The 18,891-nt window shown below is 59.5% G+C and carries 21 protein-coding genes; 17 read left to right on the top strand and 4 right to left on the bottom strand.

Features of this window, described 5'->3' with window-relative positions; genetic code table 11:
• Positions 1–2 precede the first annotated feature (2 nt).
• Complete coding sequence (gene hemN, locus Q390_RS0115690; protein ID WP_027996916.1) at positions 3–1,379, bottom strand: oxygen-independent coproporphyrinogen III oxidase; 1,377 nt, start codon at positions 1,377–1,379, stop codon at positions 3–5.
• A 208-nt stretch (positions 1,380–1,587) separates the two neighbouring features.
• Here hemN and fnr point away from each other — a divergent pair, with 208 nt between their 5' ends.
• The 12 genes from fnr to Q390_RS0115745 all read left to right on the top strand — a co-directional run bounded on the left by fnr (position 1,588) and on the right by Q390_RS0115745 (position 11,360).
• Positions 1,588–2,307, top strand: coding sequence for a fumarate/nitrate reduction transcriptional regulator Fnr (gene fnr / locus Q390_RS0115695; RefSeq protein WP_027996917.1), 720 nt, complete (start codon positions 1,588–1,590; stop codon positions 2,305–2,307).
• A gap of 171 nt (positions 2,308–2,478) precedes the next feature.
• On the top strand, positions 2,479–2,829 hold the full coding sequence (locus Q390_RS0115700) for an SWIB/MDM2 domain-containing protein (protein WP_027996918.1): 351 nt from the start codon (positions 2,479–2,481) through the stop codon (positions 2,827–2,829).
• Positions 2,830–3,167: 338 nt separating this feature from the next.
• Positions 3,168–5,303 (top strand): TonB-dependent receptor, encoded by a 2,136-nt coding sequence (locus tag Q390_RS0115705; protein WP_037473262.1) that lies wholly within the window; start codon positions 3,168–3,170, stop codon positions 5,301–5,303.
• Between the two features lie 36 nt (positions 5,304–5,339).
• Positions 5,340–6,029, top strand: coding sequence for a Fe2+-dependent dioxygenase (locus Q390_RS0115710; protein ID WP_027996920.1), 690 nt, complete (start codon positions 5,340–5,342; stop codon positions 6,027–6,029).
• Between the two features lie 62 nt (positions 6,030–6,091).
• Positions 6,092–7,252: an alpha-hydroxy acid oxidase gene (locus tag Q390_RS18745; RefSeq protein ID WP_051603297.1), complete on the top strand. Its 1,161-nt coding sequence runs from the start codon at positions 6,092–6,094 to the stop codon at positions 7,250–7,252.
• Between the two features lie 73 nt (positions 7,253–7,325).
• Positions 7,326–7,556 carry a (2Fe-2S)-binding protein gene (locus Q390_RS19670; protein ID WP_084153959.1) on the top strand — a complete coding sequence of 77 codons (231 nt, stop codon included), beginning with the start codon at positions 7,326–7,328 and terminating at the stop codon, positions 7,554–7,556.
• 142 nt (positions 7,557–7,698) lie between these two features.
• On the top strand, positions 7,699–8,394 hold the full coding sequence (locus tag Q390_RS0115720; RefSeq protein ID WP_027996921.1) for an energy transducer TonB: 696 nt from the start codon (positions 7,699–7,701) through the stop codon (positions 8,392–8,394).
• A 15-nt stretch (positions 8,395–8,409) separates the two neighbouring features.
• Positions 8,410–9,129: a MotA/TolQ/ExbB proton channel family protein gene (locus Q390_RS0115725; protein WP_027996922.1), complete on the top strand. Its 720-nt coding sequence runs from the start codon at positions 8,410–8,412 to the stop codon at positions 9,127–9,129.
• A 2-nt stretch (positions 9,130–9,131) separates the two neighbouring features.
• Entirely contained in the window at positions 9,132–9,542 is a 411-nt protein-coding gene (locus Q390_RS0115730) for an ExbD/TolR family protein (RefSeq protein WP_027996923.1), read from the top strand.
• Between the two features lie 122 nt (positions 9,543–9,664).
• A complete protein-coding gene (locus Q390_RS0115735) occupies positions 9,665–9,889 on the top strand; it encodes a hemin uptake protein HemP (RefSeq protein ID WP_027996924.1) in 225 nt (74 codons plus the stop codon).
• A 312-nt stretch (positions 9,890–10,201) separates the two neighbouring features.
• Positions 10,202–10,903 carry a Bax inhibitor-1/YccA family protein gene (locus Q390_RS0115740; protein ID WP_027996925.1) on the top strand — a complete coding sequence of 234 codons (702 nt, stop codon included), beginning with the start codon at positions 10,202–10,204 and terminating at the stop codon, positions 10,901–10,903.
• A 103-nt stretch (positions 10,904–11,006) separates the two neighbouring features.
• Complete coding sequence (locus Q390_RS0115745) at positions 11,007–11,360, top strand: hypothetical protein (protein ID WP_027996926.1); 354 nt, start codon at positions 11,007–11,009, stop codon at positions 11,358–11,360.
• 16 nt (positions 11,361–11,376) lie between these two features.
• On the opposite strand, the gene rlmD is transcribed toward Q390_RS0115745, so the two are convergent.
• Together rlmD and Q390_RS0115755 are read right to left on the bottom strand one after the other, a co-directional pair.
• Positions 11,377–12,807 (bottom strand): 23S rRNA (uracil(1939)-C(5))-methyltransferase RlmD, encoded by a 1,431-nt coding sequence (gene rlmD / locus Q390_RS0115750; protein WP_027996927.1) that lies wholly within the window; start codon positions 12,805–12,807, stop codon positions 11,377–11,379.
• 34 nt (positions 12,808–12,841) lie between these two features.
• Positions 12,842–13,153, bottom strand: coding sequence for a hypothetical protein (locus Q390_RS0115755; protein WP_027996928.1), 312 nt, complete (start codon positions 13,151–13,153; stop codon positions 12,842–12,844).
• A 330-nt stretch (positions 13,154–13,483) separates the two neighbouring features.
• Here Q390_RS0115755 and Q390_RS0115760 point away from each other — a divergent pair, with 330 nt between their 5' ends.
• From Q390_RS0115760 to Q390_RS0115780, 5 genes are read left to right on the top strand one after another with little or no spacing between them, the layout of a single operon-like run.
• The gene (locus Q390_RS0115760; protein ID WP_027996929.1) at positions 13,484–13,744 is read left to right on the top strand and encodes a chaperone NapD; all 261 of its coding nucleotides are present in this window, start codon (positions 13,484–13,486) and stop codon (positions 13,742–13,744) included.
• Entirely contained in the window at positions 13,735–16,257 is a 2,523-nt protein-coding gene (gene napA / locus Q390_RS0115765; protein WP_027996930.1) for a nitrate reductase catalytic subunit NapA, read from the top strand. Before Q390_RS0115760 ends, napA begins: the two co-directional genes overlap by 10 nt.
• A 59-nt stretch (positions 16,258–16,316) precedes the next feature.
• Positions 16,317–17,129, top strand: a complete 813-nt coding sequence (napG, locus tag Q390_RS18750; RefSeq protein ID WP_051603298.1) for a ferredoxin-type protein NapG — start codon at positions 16,317–16,319, stop codon at positions 17,127–17,129.
• Positions 17,126–18,028 (top strand): quinol dehydrogenase ferredoxin subunit NapH, encoded by a 903-nt coding sequence (napH, locus tag Q390_RS18755; protein WP_037473260.1) that lies wholly within the window; start codon positions 17,126–17,128, stop codon positions 18,026–18,028. Before napG ends, napH begins: the two co-directional genes overlap by 4 nt.
• Before the next feature lie 30 nt (positions 18,029–18,058).
• Entirely contained in the window at positions 18,059–18,514 is a 456-nt protein-coding gene (locus tag Q390_RS0115780; protein ID WP_027996931.1) for a nitrate reductase cytochrome c-type subunit, read from the top strand.
• An 84-nt stretch (positions 18,515–18,598) separates the two neighbouring features.
• On the opposite strand, the gene Q390_RS0115785 is transcribed toward Q390_RS0115780, so the two are convergent.
• A partial coding sequence (locus tag Q390_RS0115785; protein ID WP_156949936.1) for an integrase core domain-containing protein occupies positions 18,599–18,891 on the bottom strand: 293 nt, incomplete at its 5' end.

An 18,891-nucleotide genomic window follows, 5' to 3' on the forward strand; every position in this document is an offset into this window, starting at 1 on the left:
GATCAAATGATGCGCGAGAAGCGTGCCCGGTTGCGATCCACCTGCAGATTCTTATCAAACAGCATGGCAATGCCGCGCACGAAATACCAGCCCATTTCCGTCACCTCGACGCCTTCGGCGCTGATAGCCACCAAGCCCTGCGCCTGCATCTCCTGCAGGCGCTCCAGTTCCGGGGCAAAGTACTCCTGAAAATCAATCAGCCACGCCAACTCCAGGGATTCAAACAGCAATGCACCTTGGCACATCAACGCCATGATGACGGCACGGCGCACCAAGTCATCGCGAGTGAGCGCCAGACCGCGCACCACCGGCAGTTTGCCTTGGTTGATCAGGTCGTAATACTCATCCAGCGTCTTGGCGTTCTGGCTGTAAGTGGCGCCTACGCGGCCAATGGCCGATACCCCCAGGGCAATCAGATCACAGTCAGGCTGCGTGCTGTAACCCTGAAAATTGCGGTGCAGCCGCCCCTGACGCTTGGCAACTGCCAACGCATCCTCTGGCAATGCAAAGTGATCCATGCCCACATAGACATAACCGGCGCGGCTGAAGGCCTCCAGCGAGCGCGATAGCATCGCCACCTTGTCCGAAGCCATGGGCATATCGGCATTGATGATGCGCCGCTGCGGCTTGAAGCGCTCAGGCAAGTGGGCGTAGGCATACAGCGCAATGCGGTCGGGACGCAGTTCGGCAACCTGCGCCAGCGTGCGGTCAAACGACGCGGCTGTCTGACGCGGCAAACCGTAGATCAGGTCCACGTTGATCGACTCAAAGCCGATTTCGCGCGCCGCAGCCACCAGAGCGAACACCTGCTCCGCCGGTTGGATGCGATTGACGGCTTTTTGCACATCCGGGTCAAAATCCTGCACACCAAAGCTAAGCCGGTTGAAACCCAGCTCGGCCAGAAAGGCCAGCCGACCGGCATCTACAGTGCGGGGATCGACCTCAATCGAATATTCGCCGCCCGGCGCCAGCGTGAAATTGCTGCGCAGCATATCCATGAGTTCGCGCAAGCCGTCGTCCGAAAGGAATGTCGGCGTACCGCCGCCCAAGTGCAGCTGGCTGACCACTTGACCCTTACCGCAATGCGCCGTGTGCAAATCGATTTCGCGGCTCAGGTAGCGCAAATACACCTCGGCACGCTCGGGATGCTTGGTGATGATCTTGTTGCACGCGCAGTAGTAGCACAGCGATTCGCAAAACGGAATGTGGACATAAAGCGACAAAGGCAGCGCATTGGCGAGACTGCGACGCTGCTGCAACGCAAGCACGTACTCCGCCTCACCAAACGCCTCGACAAAGCGGTCGGCTGTGGGGTAAGAGGTGTAGCGCGGCCCTGACACATCAAAGCGCGTCAGCAATTCTGGGGTAATGGCAATCATTGAACTTTCCTAGCGAACCGATGGAACTGTGCACCACGGCGGGACTGGCGCTCTTGACGTCAATCAAGGGGTTATGAAGGAGATACCGGAAAGCTGGTTCATAATTTGATTTATGTCAGCAGCCCCACCACCCCCCTCTGTACTTCACGCGTCCCCCATTGGTGAAACCACCAAAGCGCCGCAGGATGCGAATTACATACCGATTCAAATGACACCACAAACCATCAAGGTAGCGTGCTCCAGCTGCAACTTGCGTGAGCTGTGCATGCCTGTGGGTTTGAATGAGGCGCAACTGCAACGTATCGACGACGTGGTGGCGACCCGGCGAAAGATCAAACGCGGCAGCACTTTGTTCCGCAACGGCGAAGAATTTGTTTCGCTTTACGCGATTCGCACCGGATTCTTCAAGACCTGCGTTGCCACCGAAGATGGGCGCGATCAGGTGACGGGGTTTCAGATGGCCGGCGAAATCATCGGCCTGGATGGCATCGTCAACGACCACCACACCTGCGATGCCGTGGCACTGGAAGACGCCGAAGTCTGCGTCATGCCCTTTGATCGGATTGAAGAGCTCTCGCGCGAAGTGACGGCCCTGCAAAGCCATGTGCACAAGATCATGAGCCGGGAAATTGTGCGTGAGCATGGTGTGATGCTGCTGCTGGGCAGCATGCGCGCGGAAGAACGCCTGGCGGCATTTTTACTCAACTTGGTGCAGCGCCTGCACACCCGAGGTTTTTCGCAGTCGGAGCTGGTGCTGCGCATGACGCGCGAAGAAATCGGCAGCTACCTGGGCCTGAAGCTGGAAACCGTCAGCCGTACGTTCTCCAAGTTTGTCGAAGATGGCATCGTTGAAGTCAAGCAGCGCCATGTGCGCATTCTGGATGCCGATGCGCTCAAACGCATTGTCAATCAGCAGGCAGCCCACTGAGGTTCGCGCCTGTTTTCAACTGCCAGAGGGTACGTCACGCTGCAACAAGACGAAGCAAAAAAAGCCTCCTACGACTAGGAAAGCTGTTTTTTTACCAGTAGCATCACCGGGCCAGTAGAGAACCAGGTTTTCGCTGGTTCAAATAGACCATCCCAAAAAGGAAAATCCAACATGGCAACTGCAAAAAAGACTCCGGCCAAAACCGCTGCGGTCAAAACCGCCGCTCCCGCCAAGACCGCGGCTGTTGACACCGCAGCCGTTCCCGCGAAAAAGCGCACCCCCAACGCCGCCTTCATGAAGGCCTTGACACCCAGCCCTGCACTGGCTGCCGTGGTCGGCGTTGCGCCGCTGCCGCGTACCGAAGTCATCAGCAAGCTGTGGGTCTACATCAAGGCGAACAACCTGCAAGATCCTGCCAATAAACGCATGATCAACGCCGATGCCAAGCTCAAGGAAATTTTCGGCAAACCGCAAGTGTCGATGTTCGAAATGGCCGGCCTGATCGGCAAGCACGTCAAATAAGCACGCCCCCGTGCTTTCGCTTCCAGGCCGGTGATTCCGGCCTTTTTTTCGCCTGTACTTCCTGGGTTGTGTTGCATTTGTGCATCAACACGAATGAGAATGCATGTTATTTGATTTAACATTGCGCACTTATCGATGCACAGCCAGTTCCCCAGCCACTGCCTCGCTTTCTTTGCCGACGACACCCCGGTGTCCAGCGCAATTTAAAACTCCAGGAGGTCCCATTGGCACATTCACGCGCTCAGCACCACAACCCGGCCCTGCACGGCACGCCGGCAACGTCCCCCAGCCCTTCTTTTTCCAGTGCCGACAAGGCGCTGCTGCCCCTGGGCGCACTGATGCTGGCCGCCTCGGTGGGCAGTTGGGCGCAAAGCACTCCGACCGCGCCGACTCTGTCCACCGTGACGGTGAAAGAAAGCGCTGAAGTCCAAAGCAAGGACACCCTGCGCGTCAAAAAAACCACCGTCGGCAAGAGCAACCAGGACATCCGCAACATTCCGCAGTCGGTCACCGTATTCACCGAAAAGCTGATGAATGACCGCAATCAGGACGACTTCCGCGACGTGCTGCGCACCACTGCCGGCGTGACCTTCCAGGCCGGCGAAACCGGCGAAGAAGACGTGCGCCTGCGCGGCTTCTCGCTCGGTCAGGCCGGCGACATCTACACCGATGGCATGAAGGACGCGCCGCTGTACGAGCGCGACACCTTCAACCTTGACCGGGTGGAAGTGCTCAAGGGCTCGGCCTCGATGCTGTTTGGCAAGGGCTCGACCGGCGGCGTGGTCAATCAGGTGAACAAGGCCCCGTTGCTGATCGACCAGCACGAAATTTCTTATACCTTGGGCACCGGCAGCGAGCACCGCCTCACGGGCGACTTCAACCTCAAAACCGGCGAGAACGCCGCGCTGCGCCTGAACGCCATGGTGCATAACTCGAAAAACTCCGGTGCCACCCAAGACAAGCGCGGCATTGCGCCCACCTTTGCCTGGGGCATCGGCACGCGCGACGAGTTCTCGATCGGCCTGTACTACCTCGACGTCCAGGGCCGCCCCAGCTACAACAGCCCATGGATCGCCAGCAACGGCAAGATCGTGCCAACCCTGCCGGCCAAGAACTACTACGGCCTCAATAGCGACCACCTGAACACCTCGTCGCAATACGTCACCCTGGGTCATATCCACCGCTTTAGCGATGGCGGCGAGTTGCAAACCCGTTTGCGCCACGGCCAATACGAGCGCGATCTGCTGGCCAGCGTGATCCGCTTTGGCTCGCCGATCACCGCCCTCGACCAGATCAACGCCAGCACGCCGCTGACACGCAGTTCCAAAGGCCGCATCGGCGACAGCACCATGACGCAGCTGCAGAGCGACTACACCAACTCGCTCAACCTGGGCGGTATGAAACACGACATTCTGGCCGGCTTCGATTACTACCACGACGACGCCAACCGCAATTCGAACTATGCCAACGCAACTGGCAATTCGTCAGCCACCAACGGCCTGATCACATCGGTCGGCACGCCGAACAACAGCGCCTGGGCGCCCGACACGCGCGCACCCGTCGCCTACAACACCTTCAAAGCGCAGAACATTGGTCTGTACGCCCAGGACACGATGGCGCTGAGCTCCACCGTCAAGCTGGTCGGCGGCCTGCGCTACGACCGCTTCAAAGCCACCTACCGCAATGCCAACGGTTCCCTGGGCGACGAAGTCTCGGACGGCCTGTGGAGTCCACGCGTGGGTGCGCTGTTCCAGCCTGATGAACTCTCGTCCTACTACATCTCGTATGGCTCGTCTTTCAACACCTCGGCCGACACCTACCAATTTGGCAGTGTCAGCGCGAGCACCGGCTCACTGGCCGATACACCGCCTGAGAAAAGCCGCAACATCGAAATTGGCGGCAAGTGGGAGTTGTTTGAGCGCCGGGCTCTGCTGGGGGTGGCCGCGTTCTACAGCGAAAAATTCAACGAACGCAACACCGACCCGGACAACCCCGGTTACCTGCTCTCAGGCAAGCGCCATGCCACCGGCATGGAGTTCAACCTCGCCGGCCGCCTCACACCCAAGTGGGAAATTTTCATGAACCACACCTGGATTCCGAACGCCAAGATCGATAAAAGCACTGTGGTGCTGGCGACCAACGGCGGCGGCGCGCAAGTCCAGGGTGACCGCCCCGGCCTGACCCCCAAGCACAGCGGCAGCCTCTGGAGCACTTACGCCGTGACCTCGCAAGTGCGCGTGGGCGCCGGCCTGACCTACCGCAGTGGGCAAAACCCCGAAGGCTCGCGCGCCATGGAAGCCAGCGGCTTTGCCACGGCCGACGCCATGGTCGAATACAGTATCAACGACAAGACCTCGATCAAGCTCAACGTCACCAACCTGAGCAACAAGCTGTATGCCGACACGCTGTACCGCGGCTTCTACGGCGCGGGCGCACCGCGCTCGGTGCAGCTGTCGCTCAAAGCGCGCTTCTAACTTCCAAGCCCTGCCCCTGCCTGTGTAAAGCCATCCATGTTCTTGCACCTCAAAAACATTCTTACGCCCGAGGAAGTCCAGACCGCCCGCACCCTGCTGGCTGCGGACGCCCCCTGGATCGATGGCCGCAGCAGCGCCGGGGGCCAGGCACTGGCGCACAAGCGCAACGAGCAACTCAGCCAAGACAGCGTGCAGTCAAACTCACTGCGCGCCCTGGTGCTGGCCGCGCTGCAGCGCGATGCGCTGTTCTTTTCGGCTGCGTTGCCGAAAAAGATTTTCAACCCGCTGTTCAACCGCTACAGCGGCGACAGCAACTTCTACGGCGACCACGTCGATGGCGCCGTGCTGCGCTCCAAGTTCCCCGACCAGTGGGTGCGCAGCGATATTTCCTGCACGTTGTTTCTGGCTGATCCCGCCGAATACGACGGCGGCGAGTTGCGCATCCAAGAGGCAGACAGCGAGCGCCTTGTCAAACTGCCGGCCGGTGACATGGTGCTGTATCCCAGCTCGACCGTGCACCAAGTAGCGCCCGTGACGCGCGGTGCCCGCTTGGCCAGCTTCTTCTGGATCGAAAGCATGGTGCGCTCGACCGAGCAGCGCCTGCTGCTCTGGAACATGGACATGGACTTGCTCAAGCTGCGCAGCCGCGTCGGTGACACCGACCCCGCCGTGGTCGGCCTGACCGGCACGTACCACAACCTGCTGCGCATGTGGGCGGATGCCTGAGCTATGCGAAAATATCAAAACTATAGCTAATAGCGCAGATATCTATTGGCTTTGAGGCTATTTTGACTACAAAAATTCCCCCGCTGCAACGCCACAGCATTCTGCCCACCACCGCCAGCTTGGCCGACCACGAGCGCTTGGCACAACAACAGCTGGACGCCAACGCCTGGGCCTATTTCAGCGGTGGCGCGGCCGATGAAATCACGCTGAGGGCCAACCGCAGTGCCTGGGATGGCATCACCCTGCAACCGCGTGTGCTGCGTCCCCTGGCCGGTGGTCACACCCGTACCACGCTTTTGGGCCGCACGTTGGCGCACCCCATCCTGCTGGCGCCGATTGCTTTTCAACGTATGGCCCACCCCGACGGCGAACTAGCCACGGCCTATGCCGCCGCCGCGCTCGGCGCCGGCATGGTGCTCAGCACCCAGTCCAGCACAGCCCTCGAAGCCGTGGCCGCCGCCCTACTGAGCGACGCCGGGCGCGGCCCACTGTGGTTTCAGCTGTACCTGCAGCATGACCGGGGCTTCACGCGCGAACTGGTACAGCGTGCCGAAGCTGCCGGCTACGAAGCGCTGGTACTGACGGTGGACGCCCCCACCAGCGGCGCCCGTGACCGCGAACGGCGCACCGGCTTTCGTCTGCCGCCCGGCATCGCGGCCGTCAACTTGGCCAGCTTGGTCGCGCCCCCGCTGATAGAACTTCGCCCTGGCCAGAGCGCGCTGTTTGATGACCTGCTGCAGCAGGCCCCCACCTGGGACGACGTCATCTGGCTGCAATCGATCACGCGGCTGCCGGTGCTACTCAAAGGCGTGCTGCACCCGCAAGACGCTTTGCAAGCAGTCGCACTGCAGGTGGCGGGGCTGATCGTCTCCAACCACGGCGGGCGCACGCTCGACACTGCGCCCGCTACGGCCTACGCGCTGCCGCGCATCGCCGACGCGGTGCAAGGCGCCCTGCCGCTGCTGGTAGACGGCGGTATCCGCCGCGGCACCGATGTGCTCAAGGCCATGGCGCTGGGCGCCAGTGCGGTACTGCTGGGCCGACCAGCCATTTATGGATTGGCCCACGCCGGCGCTGCCGGCGTGGCCCATGTACTGCGTCTGCTGCGGGACGAGCTGGAAATCGCCATGGCGCTGACCGGCTGCAGCGCGCTAGCACAGGCCACACCGGCCTTGCTCGACAGCCCCCGCCAGCAAATTTTTACACCACTGCGTGCAGGGTGATTGTTAATGCGACGGATTCTCATTTATAATCGAGCCTCCTGTTTCACCACCCGCCACCCAGCGCCCGACTGCCATGATCGTTTGTGTCTGCCGCCGTATCTCTGACCGAGACATTGCCCGCCATGCCCGCGCTGGCATGGGTTTTGATGAAATCCAGTTCGAATTAGGCGTGGCCACGCAATGTGGCCAATGTGAGGGTTGTGCACGCGACGTCGTCGCCCAGTGCCATGCCACGCACCCAGTCGCCGCGCTGCACAACGAAGCCGTCCTGCCGTCCCCCTGTGGATGCGCGTGCGCCGTGTGACTTGATGGACACTATGCTGCTATCGGCCTTAGCCACCAGTGCACTGCTGGTGACTGCATCGGCTTGGTGCGTTTTTCGCCTTTAATACCTGCCAAAAAGGCTTCTGAATCAAGGCTGGCAAGCACTGGCAGCTATCGTTTTTATGTCTCAATTCGACCGTTACGCCGCCCCTGCGCGTCCGAGCCGCAATGCGGTGATCGCCGGTGGCGTGGTACTTTTCCACGCTGCTGCTCTGTGGGCACTGCAATCGGGACTGGCGCACAAGGCGGTAGAGATCATCATTCCAGCCGAAGTCATCGCCCAGATCGTGGCGCCACCAGCCCCTGAAGTGAAACCGCCGCCGCCCGCGCCACCACCTCCTGTGCCGCGCCCCGCCGTGGTGAAAAAGCCCACGCCGCGCCCCGCCCCGGTGCCGCTGGCCGTGGCCGACCCGAGACCCGCGCCCCCCAACGCCCCGTTGGTGGCTGCTCCCGAACCCACGCCCAATCCGGCCCCGCCGGCACCGGCGCCTATGGCCGCACCGGCCGCAGCTGCAGCCCCGGCAGCGCCACCGCGCATTGAGTTGCCCTCCAGCAATGCCGCCTACCTGAACAACCCAGCCCCCAGCTATCCGTCCATCAGCCGGCGCATGGGCGAGCAGGGCAAAGTGCTGCTGCGCGTGCTCATCAGTGCCGAAGGTGTGCCAGAAAAAATCGAAATCCGGCAATCGAGCGGCTACGACCGGCTCGACCGCCATGCCCAGGACACCGTGCAACGTTGGCGCTTTGTGCCCGGCAAGCGCAACGGCGTGGCCGAGGCGATGTGGAATCTGGTGCCGATCAATTTTGTTCTCGAATAATTTTCAGGAGTCTTTATGGAATCGCAATTTGGCATAGCCAACGTCTGGACGCAGGGCGACTTCGTCACCCGCTTTGTCGCGCTGCTGCTGCTGGGCATGTCGCTGGCCTCGTGGATCGTGATCTTCATCAAGGCACTGGACATCATGAAATTCCAGAAGAACGCTCGCGCTGCGCAAGATTTCTGGCACAGCGAAGACTTTGCAGCCGGCCTGACCAAGCTCGGCCCCGATCCAACCAACCCCTTTCGCCAATTGGCGCTGGAAGGGCGTGAAGCCACCGCCCACCACCACAACACCCAAAACCAGTTGCACGACAGCCTGGACGTGAGCGACTGGGTCACGCGCTGCCTGCGCAACTGCCTGGACGAATTCACGGCCCGCCTGCAACTGGGCTTGGCCATCCTGGCCTCGGTCGGCTCGACGGCGCCCTTCATCGGCCTGTTTGGCACCGTCTGGGGCATCTACCACGCTCTGCTGGCGATTGGCAGCTCCGGCCAATCGACCATCGACAAAGTCGCCGGCCCGATTGGCGAGGCGCTGATCATGACGGCGCTCGGCTTGGCCGTAGCGATTCCGGCGGTGCTGGGCTACAACGCCTTGGTGCGCGGCAATAAATCCATCCTGATCCGCCTCAATAGCTTTGCCCACGACCTGCACGCTTACTTTGTCACCGGGGCGCGCGTCTCCAGCAGCGGCGAATCAGCCAAAGTGTTGCCCCTGAAGAAAGGGGCCTGACCATGGCCTTCGGAACCCAGGACGATGCCGACGAGGTGATGAACGAGATCAACATGACGCCGTTGGTGGACGTCATGCTGGTGCTGCTGATCATCTTCATCATCACCGTGCCGGTGATGAAACATGCCGTCAGCGTGGATCTGCCCCGTGCCGTGAACCAACCCGAACTGATCAAACCCGAAACCGTGCGCCTGAGTGTGGCGGCGGACGGCGGCTATTTCTGGAATGGCGAGCCTATCCAAGACAGCGAATTGCAAGGGCGCCTGCAAGCCGAAGGTGCCAAGGAGCCTCAGCCCGACCTGCACATCAACGGCGACAAGGCGGTGCGCTATGAGCGCGTGGCCCAAGCCATGGCCGCAGCACAGCGGGCCGGCGTGCGAAAAATCGGCTTTGTCACTGAACCAGCGCAGTGAAACCTGTGCCGTGCGGTGCAGTGATAAGGAGTATTTAATATTTTATGGGTCGGAAGTGCTTGACTTTTAATTGAGAATGATTATCATTACATTACTTTTCCAGCACTCCAGCCCATGCAATTATGCCCGCCAGCCTGACCGCCCCTTCTTTGCCTTTCTTCACCGCGCCCGGTGACGGCTATTCCGGCAGCACCGATCAACCTAGCGAACCGTGCCAGCCCCTTACTGCGCAGGCCGTCAACAGCCACGACCTGCTGCAAGGCCACAAGACCGTGGCCATTGCCCACAACGGCGTCATTTACCGTTTGCAAGCCACGCGCCTGGGCAAACTCATCCTGACCAAATAGGTGCATTCCAGACATTCACCAACCAGTTTCATCGTGGGGCGGCTAACGGACTTGCTACAAGTCCGCCAGAGTCGTTTTGCCCAGCCAACGGATCCTCTCCGCGTAGCCAGGCTTTTTTTACCTCCTTTGATCTGATTTTTTCGCCTGCAATACCCGTATTTATAAGAGTGTTTATAAACTCAAATTCCCTGCTAGCAAGCACTTCAAGCTATAAAAAAAATAGCAAGATAAAGTCCCTCTTGCAATAGGCGACGCATTGCACCACCTAGAATCGTCAGGCCTGCGCTGTGCAGGTCACTCAGGAGAGATTTCATGAACGACCGGTCAACGGCCCTCCCCTCCTCTGCGGACTATGGCTACGGCATTTCGCAGGAGCAGCGCCACAAAGTGCTGCGCAATACTTATTGGCTGCTGGCGCTCAGCCTGCTGCCCACTGCGCTGGGTGCTTGGCTGGGTGTAGCCAGCGGCATCACCCAAGCGCTGCAAGGCGGTCTGGGGCTAATTGTCTTCATGGGCGGAGCCTTCGGCTTCATGTACGCCATTGAAAAAACCAAGAATTCCGCTGCCGGTGTGCCGGTGCTGCTGGCGTTCACGTTCTTCATGGGCCTGATGCTGTCGCGCATGATCGGCATGGTGCTGGGTTTCTCCAACGGCGTGGACCTCATCATGACGGCCTTTGCCGGCACGGCAGGGGTGTTCTTTGTCATGGCCAGCGTCGCCAGTGTCGTCAAGCGTGACCTGTCGGGCATGGGTAAATGGCTGTTTGTTGGCGCCATGGTGATTGTGGTTGGCGCAGTCATCAATGTGTTTGTCGGCTCCACTGCCGGCATGATGGCGATCTCGATGGCGGCCATTGGCATTTTCAGCGCCTACATGCTGTATGACCTGAAGCGCATTCTGGACGGCGGCGAAACCAACTACATCAGCGCCACCCTAGCGCTGTATCTGGACATTTTCAACGTCTTCCAGAGCCTGCTGGCGCTGTTGGGCATCATGGGTGGCGAACGCGACTGACACCCGCTGCATGACTACAAAAAGGCTCCGTAAGGAGCCTTTTTGCTATCTGCGGGCAAGAATAAGCATCAAATAACGGCACATACGGCCGATAATGAAAGGTATGTATCCAAAAGCCTCCCTCATCACATACCGTGTCGCTGCGGCTCTTGCGCTGTTGTTGCTGGGCGGCTGTGAGATTCCCGGTCTGATCCCTGATCCACGCGTCGTCCAGCGCGAAGCCGAAGCCAGCGCCATTGGCGGCGGCTGCCGCCATGCGCTGCGCGGCCTGGAAGACTGCTACACGCTCAACCCCAAGGCGCCTAAATCGGCGATTTTTGCCGGCTGGAAAGACATGGACTTGTACATGCGCGAAAACAAGATTGATGGCACGCCATCGGTGCTGGGCAAAGTTGAAAAGCCCGCCAAAGCGCGCCGCAGTGAGGCCGGTGACGCTGACGATTCCAATCGCAGCTGACACCGGTCCAAGGCCATCAAGCCCGCTCAAACACCGCCATGCTCTCGACGTGTGCCGTGTGTGGAAACATATTGACCATCCCGGCTGCCGCACAGCGGTAACCCGCCAGATGCACCAGCACCTCGGCATCGCGCGCCAGCGTCGCCGGGTTGCAACTCACATACACAATGCGCTGCGGTGGTGTCCAGCCCTGTGCGCCCTCAGGCAACGGTGCAGCACCTTCAGCACCCGTGCGCGCCTGCTCCAGTTCAGCCAAGGCCTTGACCAGCGCAAAAGCACCCTCGCGCGGCGGATCAACCAGCCATTTGTCTGCGGCGCCATCGGCCACCAACATCGCTGGCATCATCTCAAACAGATTACGCGCTACAAAATAAGTAGCTGCAAGCGCTTGCTCCTTTGGCCTTTGGGCCTGATTTGACTTGAAATTCTCGCGCGAACGCGCGACCAGCGCCTCGCTGCCCTCAATACCCAGGACTTCGCGTGCTTGGGTGGCCAACGGCAGCGTGAAGTTGCCCAAGCCACAAAACCAGTCGATTACGCGCTCGCTCTTTTGCACCTCCAGCAAGCGCAGCGCGCGCGACACCAGCACGCGATTGATGTGCGGATTGACCTGGGTGAAATCGGTCGGCTTGAACGGCATGGTGATGCCGAACTCGGGCAATGCATACGACAGTTGCGCACCGCCTTCGTCGAGCAGGCGCACGGTGTCCGGGCCTTTCGATTGCAGCCACCACTGCACACCGTGTTCGGTGGCAAAGGCGCGCAGCAGGGCAATATCACCGTCAGACAACGGCTCCAAGTGGCGCATCACCAAGGCGGTCACGCTGTCGCCACAGGCCAACTCCAGCTGCGGTACGGTGTCACACGCCTGCATCGAAGCAATCAAGGCGCGCAGCGGCATCAGCAGGGCGCTGACATGCGGCGGTAGCACCGGGCAGACGCGCATATCGGCCACATAGCGGCTCTTGCGCTCGTGAAAGCCGACCAGCACTGTGCCTTTCTTGATGACATGGCGCACCGACAGGCGCGCCCGGTAACGGTAACCCCACGCTGGACCTTCAATCGGCCGCAGCAAGGTTTCCGGCTTCACTTTACCCAAGTGCCACAGGTTGTCTTCCAGCACCCGCTGTTTGATGGCCACCTGGGCACCCACATGCAGGTGCTGCATCTTGCAGCCTCCACAAGCGCCGGCATGCAGACCAAAGTGTGGACAACCCGGACGCACACGCTGCGCCGACTCGCGGTGAATAGCGACTAGGCTGGCCTGCTCCCAGTTGCTTTTTTTACGGTGGACATTGGCAGTGACCAACTCGAACGGCAGTGCACCGTCAATAAACACCACCTTGCCATCAGGCCGGTGTGCGATGCCCTGGGCATCAAGGTCAAGGGATTCCACCGCGAGCCAGTCGGGTGGATAAGATTTTGGGGTGTCGTTCAGATCGCTCATGCCCCGATTGTCTCAGGGCACCAATCCCATTTCATCAACCACGCATGGCGCGCGGTGGCCGCATTGACGGTAGGGCGGGCACCAGCGGCTCCTGGCTGGCTTGGCGCGCCAAGTCATCCACCTCAAATTCACAGCCCAGGTTAGCCGGCAAAAATACCAATGCGCCGCCCGGCACCACTTTCGGTACCGTTTCATGCAAAGTGAACGACAGATCTACCGGCGGCTGCGTCGAGCGGTACACCACCTTCTGTGCAGCGTCATACACCACATAACAAGCTGCCATGGCACGGTGGCTCCAAAGACTGCCACACAGCGCAGCCGCCAAAAATACGGTGGATTTTTTCATTGTCTTGTCCTGTGTGTTGCGTTGCTGCGGGACATTATGGGTTGATCCAGCGTCCCATCCGGCTGAGCAACTACGGATACAGAAAAGGGAAGATTTATCAGCAAATTTTCTTTACTGCACGCGATTGATTTTTATCAAGAAAAGGGCGCTTGCACCGCATCTATATCGTTACATATAGAAATACAACAACATTCATCGTAACTTTTGACTTAATATTTTCTATAGCAATCTATTGGTCAATTAACGCCGACAGTTAATGTTTTTCTCATTATTTTTAGAGACAGAAAAGCGTTATTAAAATTAAGTATAACGACTACAGGAAGACGTATTTTGAATATCTCCAGCGCCATTGTGTATGCCCGGCCCGGCCAAGACAGCGCTCTGCGCGAGCAGCTCATCCAAGTCCCCGGCGTCGAGGTACACGCCGTCTCTGAAGACGGAAAAATCATCGTCACCATCGAAGCCGACAACGACCATGGCGCCATCGACATCTACGAAGCCGTTGCTCGGCTGGACGACGTTCTGAACGTCGCCATGATTTTTCAGCAAACCGAATCCCATCCCGATCAGGAGCTAGTGAAATGCAAGTAACCCGTCGCGACCTTATCAAGGCACATGCTGTCACCGCTGCTGCCACGGTCATTGGCATCAGCGTGCCTGGTGCCCAAGCTTTGGCGCAAACCGCTACCAACGACGGCATCCGCTGGGACAAAGGCGCCTGTCGTTTCTGCGGCACCGGCTGCGGCGTGCTCATCGGCGTCAAGGACAACCGCGTGGTCGCGACCCAGGGGGATCCGGATGCACCCGTCAACAAGGGACTGAACTGCATCAAAGGGTACTTTCTGTCGAAAATCATGTACGGCAAGGATCGCCTGACACAGCCTTTGCTGCGCATGAAAGATGGCAAATTCGATAAGAACGGTGAATTTGCCCAAGTATCTTGGGACAAAGCCTTCGACGTCATGGAAGAAAAGGTCAAGGGCGCTCTGAAGACTGGTGGTCCACGTAACATTGGCATGTTTGGCTCGGGCCAGTGGACCGTCTGGGAAGGTTATGCGGCGGTCAAGCTGTTCAAAGCCGGTTTCCGCTCCAACAACCTCGATCCAAATGCACGCCACTGCATGGCCTCGGCCGTCGCCGGCTTCATGCGCACTTTCGGCATTGACGAACCCATGGGTTGCTATGACGACGCCGAACACGCCGATGCTTTCGTGCTATGGGGCTCCAATATGGCGGAGATGCACCCCATCTTGTGGTCGCGCGTCACCGACCGGCGCCTGACCGCCAAGCATGTCAAGCTGCACGTGTTGTCCACCTTCACACACCGCTCATGTGAACTGGCTGACAACGAAATGATTTTCGAACCGCAGTCAGACTTGGCGATCCTCAACTACATCTGCAACTACATCATCCAAAGCGGCTCGGTGAACGAAGAGTTCGTCAAGCGCAACGTGAACTTTCGCAAGGGCGTCACCGACATCGGCTACGGCCTGCGCCCCAACCACCCGCTAGAGCAAGTGGCCGGCAACAATGGCTACCCCGGCGCCGACGGCAAGCCCAAAGGCGCGCCCGATGCATCTGCCCCGATGAGCTTTGAGGAATTCAAGCAGTTTGTCGCCGAATACACGCTCGACAAAGCTCACGAAATCTCTCGCGTCCCGAAAGACAAGCTTGAAGCACTGGCCAAGTGCTACGCCGACCCGAAAACCAAGGTCGTCTCGTACTGGACCATGGGCTTTAACCAGCATACGCGCGGCACCTGGGTCAACAACATGATCTACAACGTCCACCTGCTGGTGGGCAAGATCTCTGAACCCGGCAACGGCCCGTTCTCCCTCACTGGCCAGCCCTCGGCCTGCGGTACGGCACGCGAAGTCGGTACTTTTGCTCACCGCCTGCCGGCCGACATGGTGGTGAACAACCCCAAGCACCGCGAAATCTCAGAAAAGCACTGGAAACTGCCTGCCGGTACCGTACCCGACTGGATCGGCCTGCACGCTGTGGCGCAAAGCCGCGCTCTCAAAGACGGCAAGCTCAACTTCTATTGGACCTCGACCACCAACAACATGCAGGCCGGGCCGAACATCAACGGTGAAATCTGGCCCGGTTTCCGCAACCCAGCCAACTTCATCGTCGTGTCCGACTGCTACCCCACGGTTTCTGCCATGGCAGCCGACCTGATCCTGCCCTCGGCCATGTGGGTAGAAAAAGAAGGCGCCTTTGGCAACGCCGAGCGGCGCACACAGTTCTGGCGCCAACAGGTTCGGGCTCCGGGCCAAGCCAAATCCGATCTGTGGCAATACGTCGAGTTCTCCAAGCGTTTCAAGATCGAAGAAGTCTGGCCCGCCGAACTGCTGGAAAGGTCTCCCGAATACAAGGGCAAGACTCTGTACGACGTGCTCTACGCCAACGGACAGGTCAACAAATTTCCGCTGGCCGACCTGCAAAAGGGCTTTGACAACGACGAATCCAAGGAGCTGGGCTTCTATCTGCAAAAAGGCCTGTTCGAAGAATACGCTGAATTTGGCCGTGGCCATGCGCACGACTTGGCGCCGTTTGACAGTTACCACAAGGCACGCGGCCTGCGCTGGCCGGTGGTGGACAACAAGGAAACACTGTGGCGCTTCCGCGAGGGCTATGACCCCTACGTCAAGAAAGGCGAAGTCATCAAGTTCTATGGCAAGCCCGATGGCAAAGCCTGGATCTTCGCCCTGCCCTACCAGCCTGCTGCCGAGGCCCCGGATACCGAGTTCGATCTATGGCTGTCCACCGGCCGCGTGCTAGAGCATTGGCATACTGGCTCGATGACGCGGCGTGTGCCTGAGCTCTACCGCGCCATGCCTGATGCCTGGCTGTATATGCACCCAGAAGACGCCAAGAAGCGCGGCCTGCAGCGCGGCGACACGGTCAAGGTGTCCACGCGGCGCGGTGAAGTCAGCACCAAGGTAGAAACACGTGGTCGCAATAAGCCACCACTGGGTTTGGTATTCATGCCATTTTTTGACGAGCACCGTCTCGTCAACAAACTGACGCTGGACGCTACCTGCCCGATCTCGAAAGAGACCGACTTCAAGAAGTGCGCCTGCAAGGTCGTGAAGGCCTGATGCACCTCGGGCGCATGGTGACATGCGCCCACTGTCCAAGTCTGTGAAGAGCTCTTGTCATGACTGATCCCCAAGCCGCCAAAGCCACGGCACGCCGACAGTTCATCCTCGACACCACGAAGATGGCCTGCGGCATGGGCGTGCTCGGCCTGGGTCTGGGTCTGTTCAGCCAACAGGCCCGCGCCCTGCCAGCCGGAGCGATTCGTCCACCGGGCGCGGGCAACGAAACTGATTTTCAGTCCGCCTGCATTCGCTGCGGCTTGTGCGTGCGCGATTGTCCCTACGATATTTTGCAATTGGCTACACCGGGGCAATCCGTCGCCACCGGTACGCCTTTCTTTGTCGCACGCAGCAAACCCTGCGAGATGTGCGAGGACATTCCCTGCGTCAAAGCCTGCCCCACTGGCGCACTGGATCACACCCTGACCGACATCAACCTCGGCAAAATGGGTTTGGCTGTCCTGGTGGATCATGAAACCTGCCTGAATTTTTTAGGCCTGCGCTGCGACGTGTGCTATCGCGTCTGCCCCGCCATCGACAAAGCTATCACGCTGGAAGTGCAACACAACGAGCGCACAGCCAAGCACACCATGTTTTTACCCACGGTGCACTCCGAGCACTGCACCGGTTGCGGCAAGTGCGAGGCCTCCTGTGTACTAGAGACCGCGGCCATCAAGGTCTATCCGATCCATCTGGCCAAAGGCGAGTTGGGCGCCCATTTCCGGATCGGCTGGGAAGAAAAGCGCAAGGCCGGCCAATCGCTCGTAGAAGACAGAGGCCTGATCGATCTACCTGACCGTATGCCCGAGGGCATGATCCTGCCGGGCCACTCTGATCCCGGCAGCCCGCTCCCCGATGGGGCGCCGCGATGAAAGTTCCTGCCAACATCTTTGCCGCAGACGCCATCCACACCAAAGGCTGGTGGGGTGCGCACCGCTGGCTGGTGCTGCGCCGCATCACCCAGCTGTCCATCTTGGCCTTGTTCCTGCTTGGGCCGTGGTTCGGCTGGTGGCTGGTGAAAGGCAACCTCAACTACAGCCTGACACTGGGCACGCTGCCCTTGGCCGATCCACTGGTGATGCTGCAATCGCTGGTGAGCGGTCATATACCCGAGCGCAACGCCATCATCGGCGTCACCATCGTGCTGCTGTTTTATCTTTTGGTCGGCGGGCGCAGCTATTGCGCCTGGGTCTGCCCGATGAATATCGTCACCGACGCCGCCAGCGCGCTGCGCCGCAAACTGGATATTCGTGGCGGTGGCGATATGCCGCGCCAGACCCGTTACTGGATATTGGCGCTGATCCTGATATGGGCCGCCACCACTGGCGGCATTGTTTGGGAGCTGGTCAACCCCGTCTCCCTGCTGCCCCGAGGCCTGATTTTCGGCATGGGTGCCGGCTGGATGCTGATTGCCGGCATTTTTCTGTTTGATCTGTTCGTCATGAAGCGTGGCTGGTGTGGCCATTTGTGCCCGGTCGGTGCCTTCTACAGTCTGCTGGGCCGCTGGAGCTTGGTGCGCGTGTCTGCCACCAAGCGCGAAGACTGCAACAACTGCCTCGACTGCTTTGTCGCCTGCCCTGAGCAACAAGTCATCCGTATGCCGCTCAAAGGTGCCAGCAAAGGGGCCAGTCCAATGATTGTGTCGAGCAATTGCACCAACTGCGGTCGCTGTATCGACGTCTGCGCGAAAGATGTTTTCACATTTGTGCCTCGGTTGGCGCACTCTGATCTCCCCTCACCCAGCGCAGACATTCAACCACCACACGCATAACAAATATCTTTCAAACGCGGAGACTCCCCCATGAAAATATCCCTCAAAATTTCGCTTGCTGCCCTTATTTCCTTCGCCGCCTGCTGGAGTACTGCGCAAACGGTAAGTACCCTGCGCGATACCGCCATTTCAGCCGCTGATAAAGCACCAGAAATCCAGCCTTACGTCGGCAGCAAGCCCGGCGGCCATGCACTGATTCAGCGCAATTACGCCCAGCAACCGCCACTGATTCCGCACAAGGTGGATGGCTTTGATGAGATCACCTCGGAAGACAACGCCTGCATGGACTGCCACATCCACAAAGAAGTCCGTGGCCAGAAAATTCCACAGGTCAAAGAAAGTCACCTGATGAAGCCCGTCAATCCCGACGCTCCGGTGCTGGACAACGCACGCTGGCAGTGCAACTCTTGCCACGTGCCACAGATCGACGCCAAACCACTGGTAGAAAACGTTTTCAAAGGCAACACGGCCGCCAAGACCAAATAGCCGCCAGCAGCGCCATCCAGTCGCCCTAATCGGCGGCGGCAAATGGCGCTCTTGGCATTTCTGCGCCCCCAACGCAAGGTTTGCCTAGATGTCGCATCCCGGACGATCATATGGTCTCTTGTTAAACAGCTGCGGATGGGACTGGTGCCAGTCCTTCATCGTCTGCATCGGCGTTTTGCTCTTGAGCGCTGACTGGGGCAACTGGTGGTTGTACAGGGCCACATAACGCAGCAGCGTCTGCTCCAGGTCTTCGCTGCTGCTAAACCGATGGGTCTTGAGAACATCGGCAATGCGGCCATTGAAGCGCTCGACCATGCCGTTGGTTCTGGGCGTCCTGGGCTTGGTCAGCCGGTGCTCGATACCCAGCTCCTGGCACA

Source organism: Simplicispira psychrophila DSM 11588 (assembly GCF_000688255.1).
Lineage (GTDB): Bacteria > Pseudomonadota > Gammaproteobacteria > Burkholderiales > Burkholderiaceae_C > Simplicispira > Simplicispira psychrophila.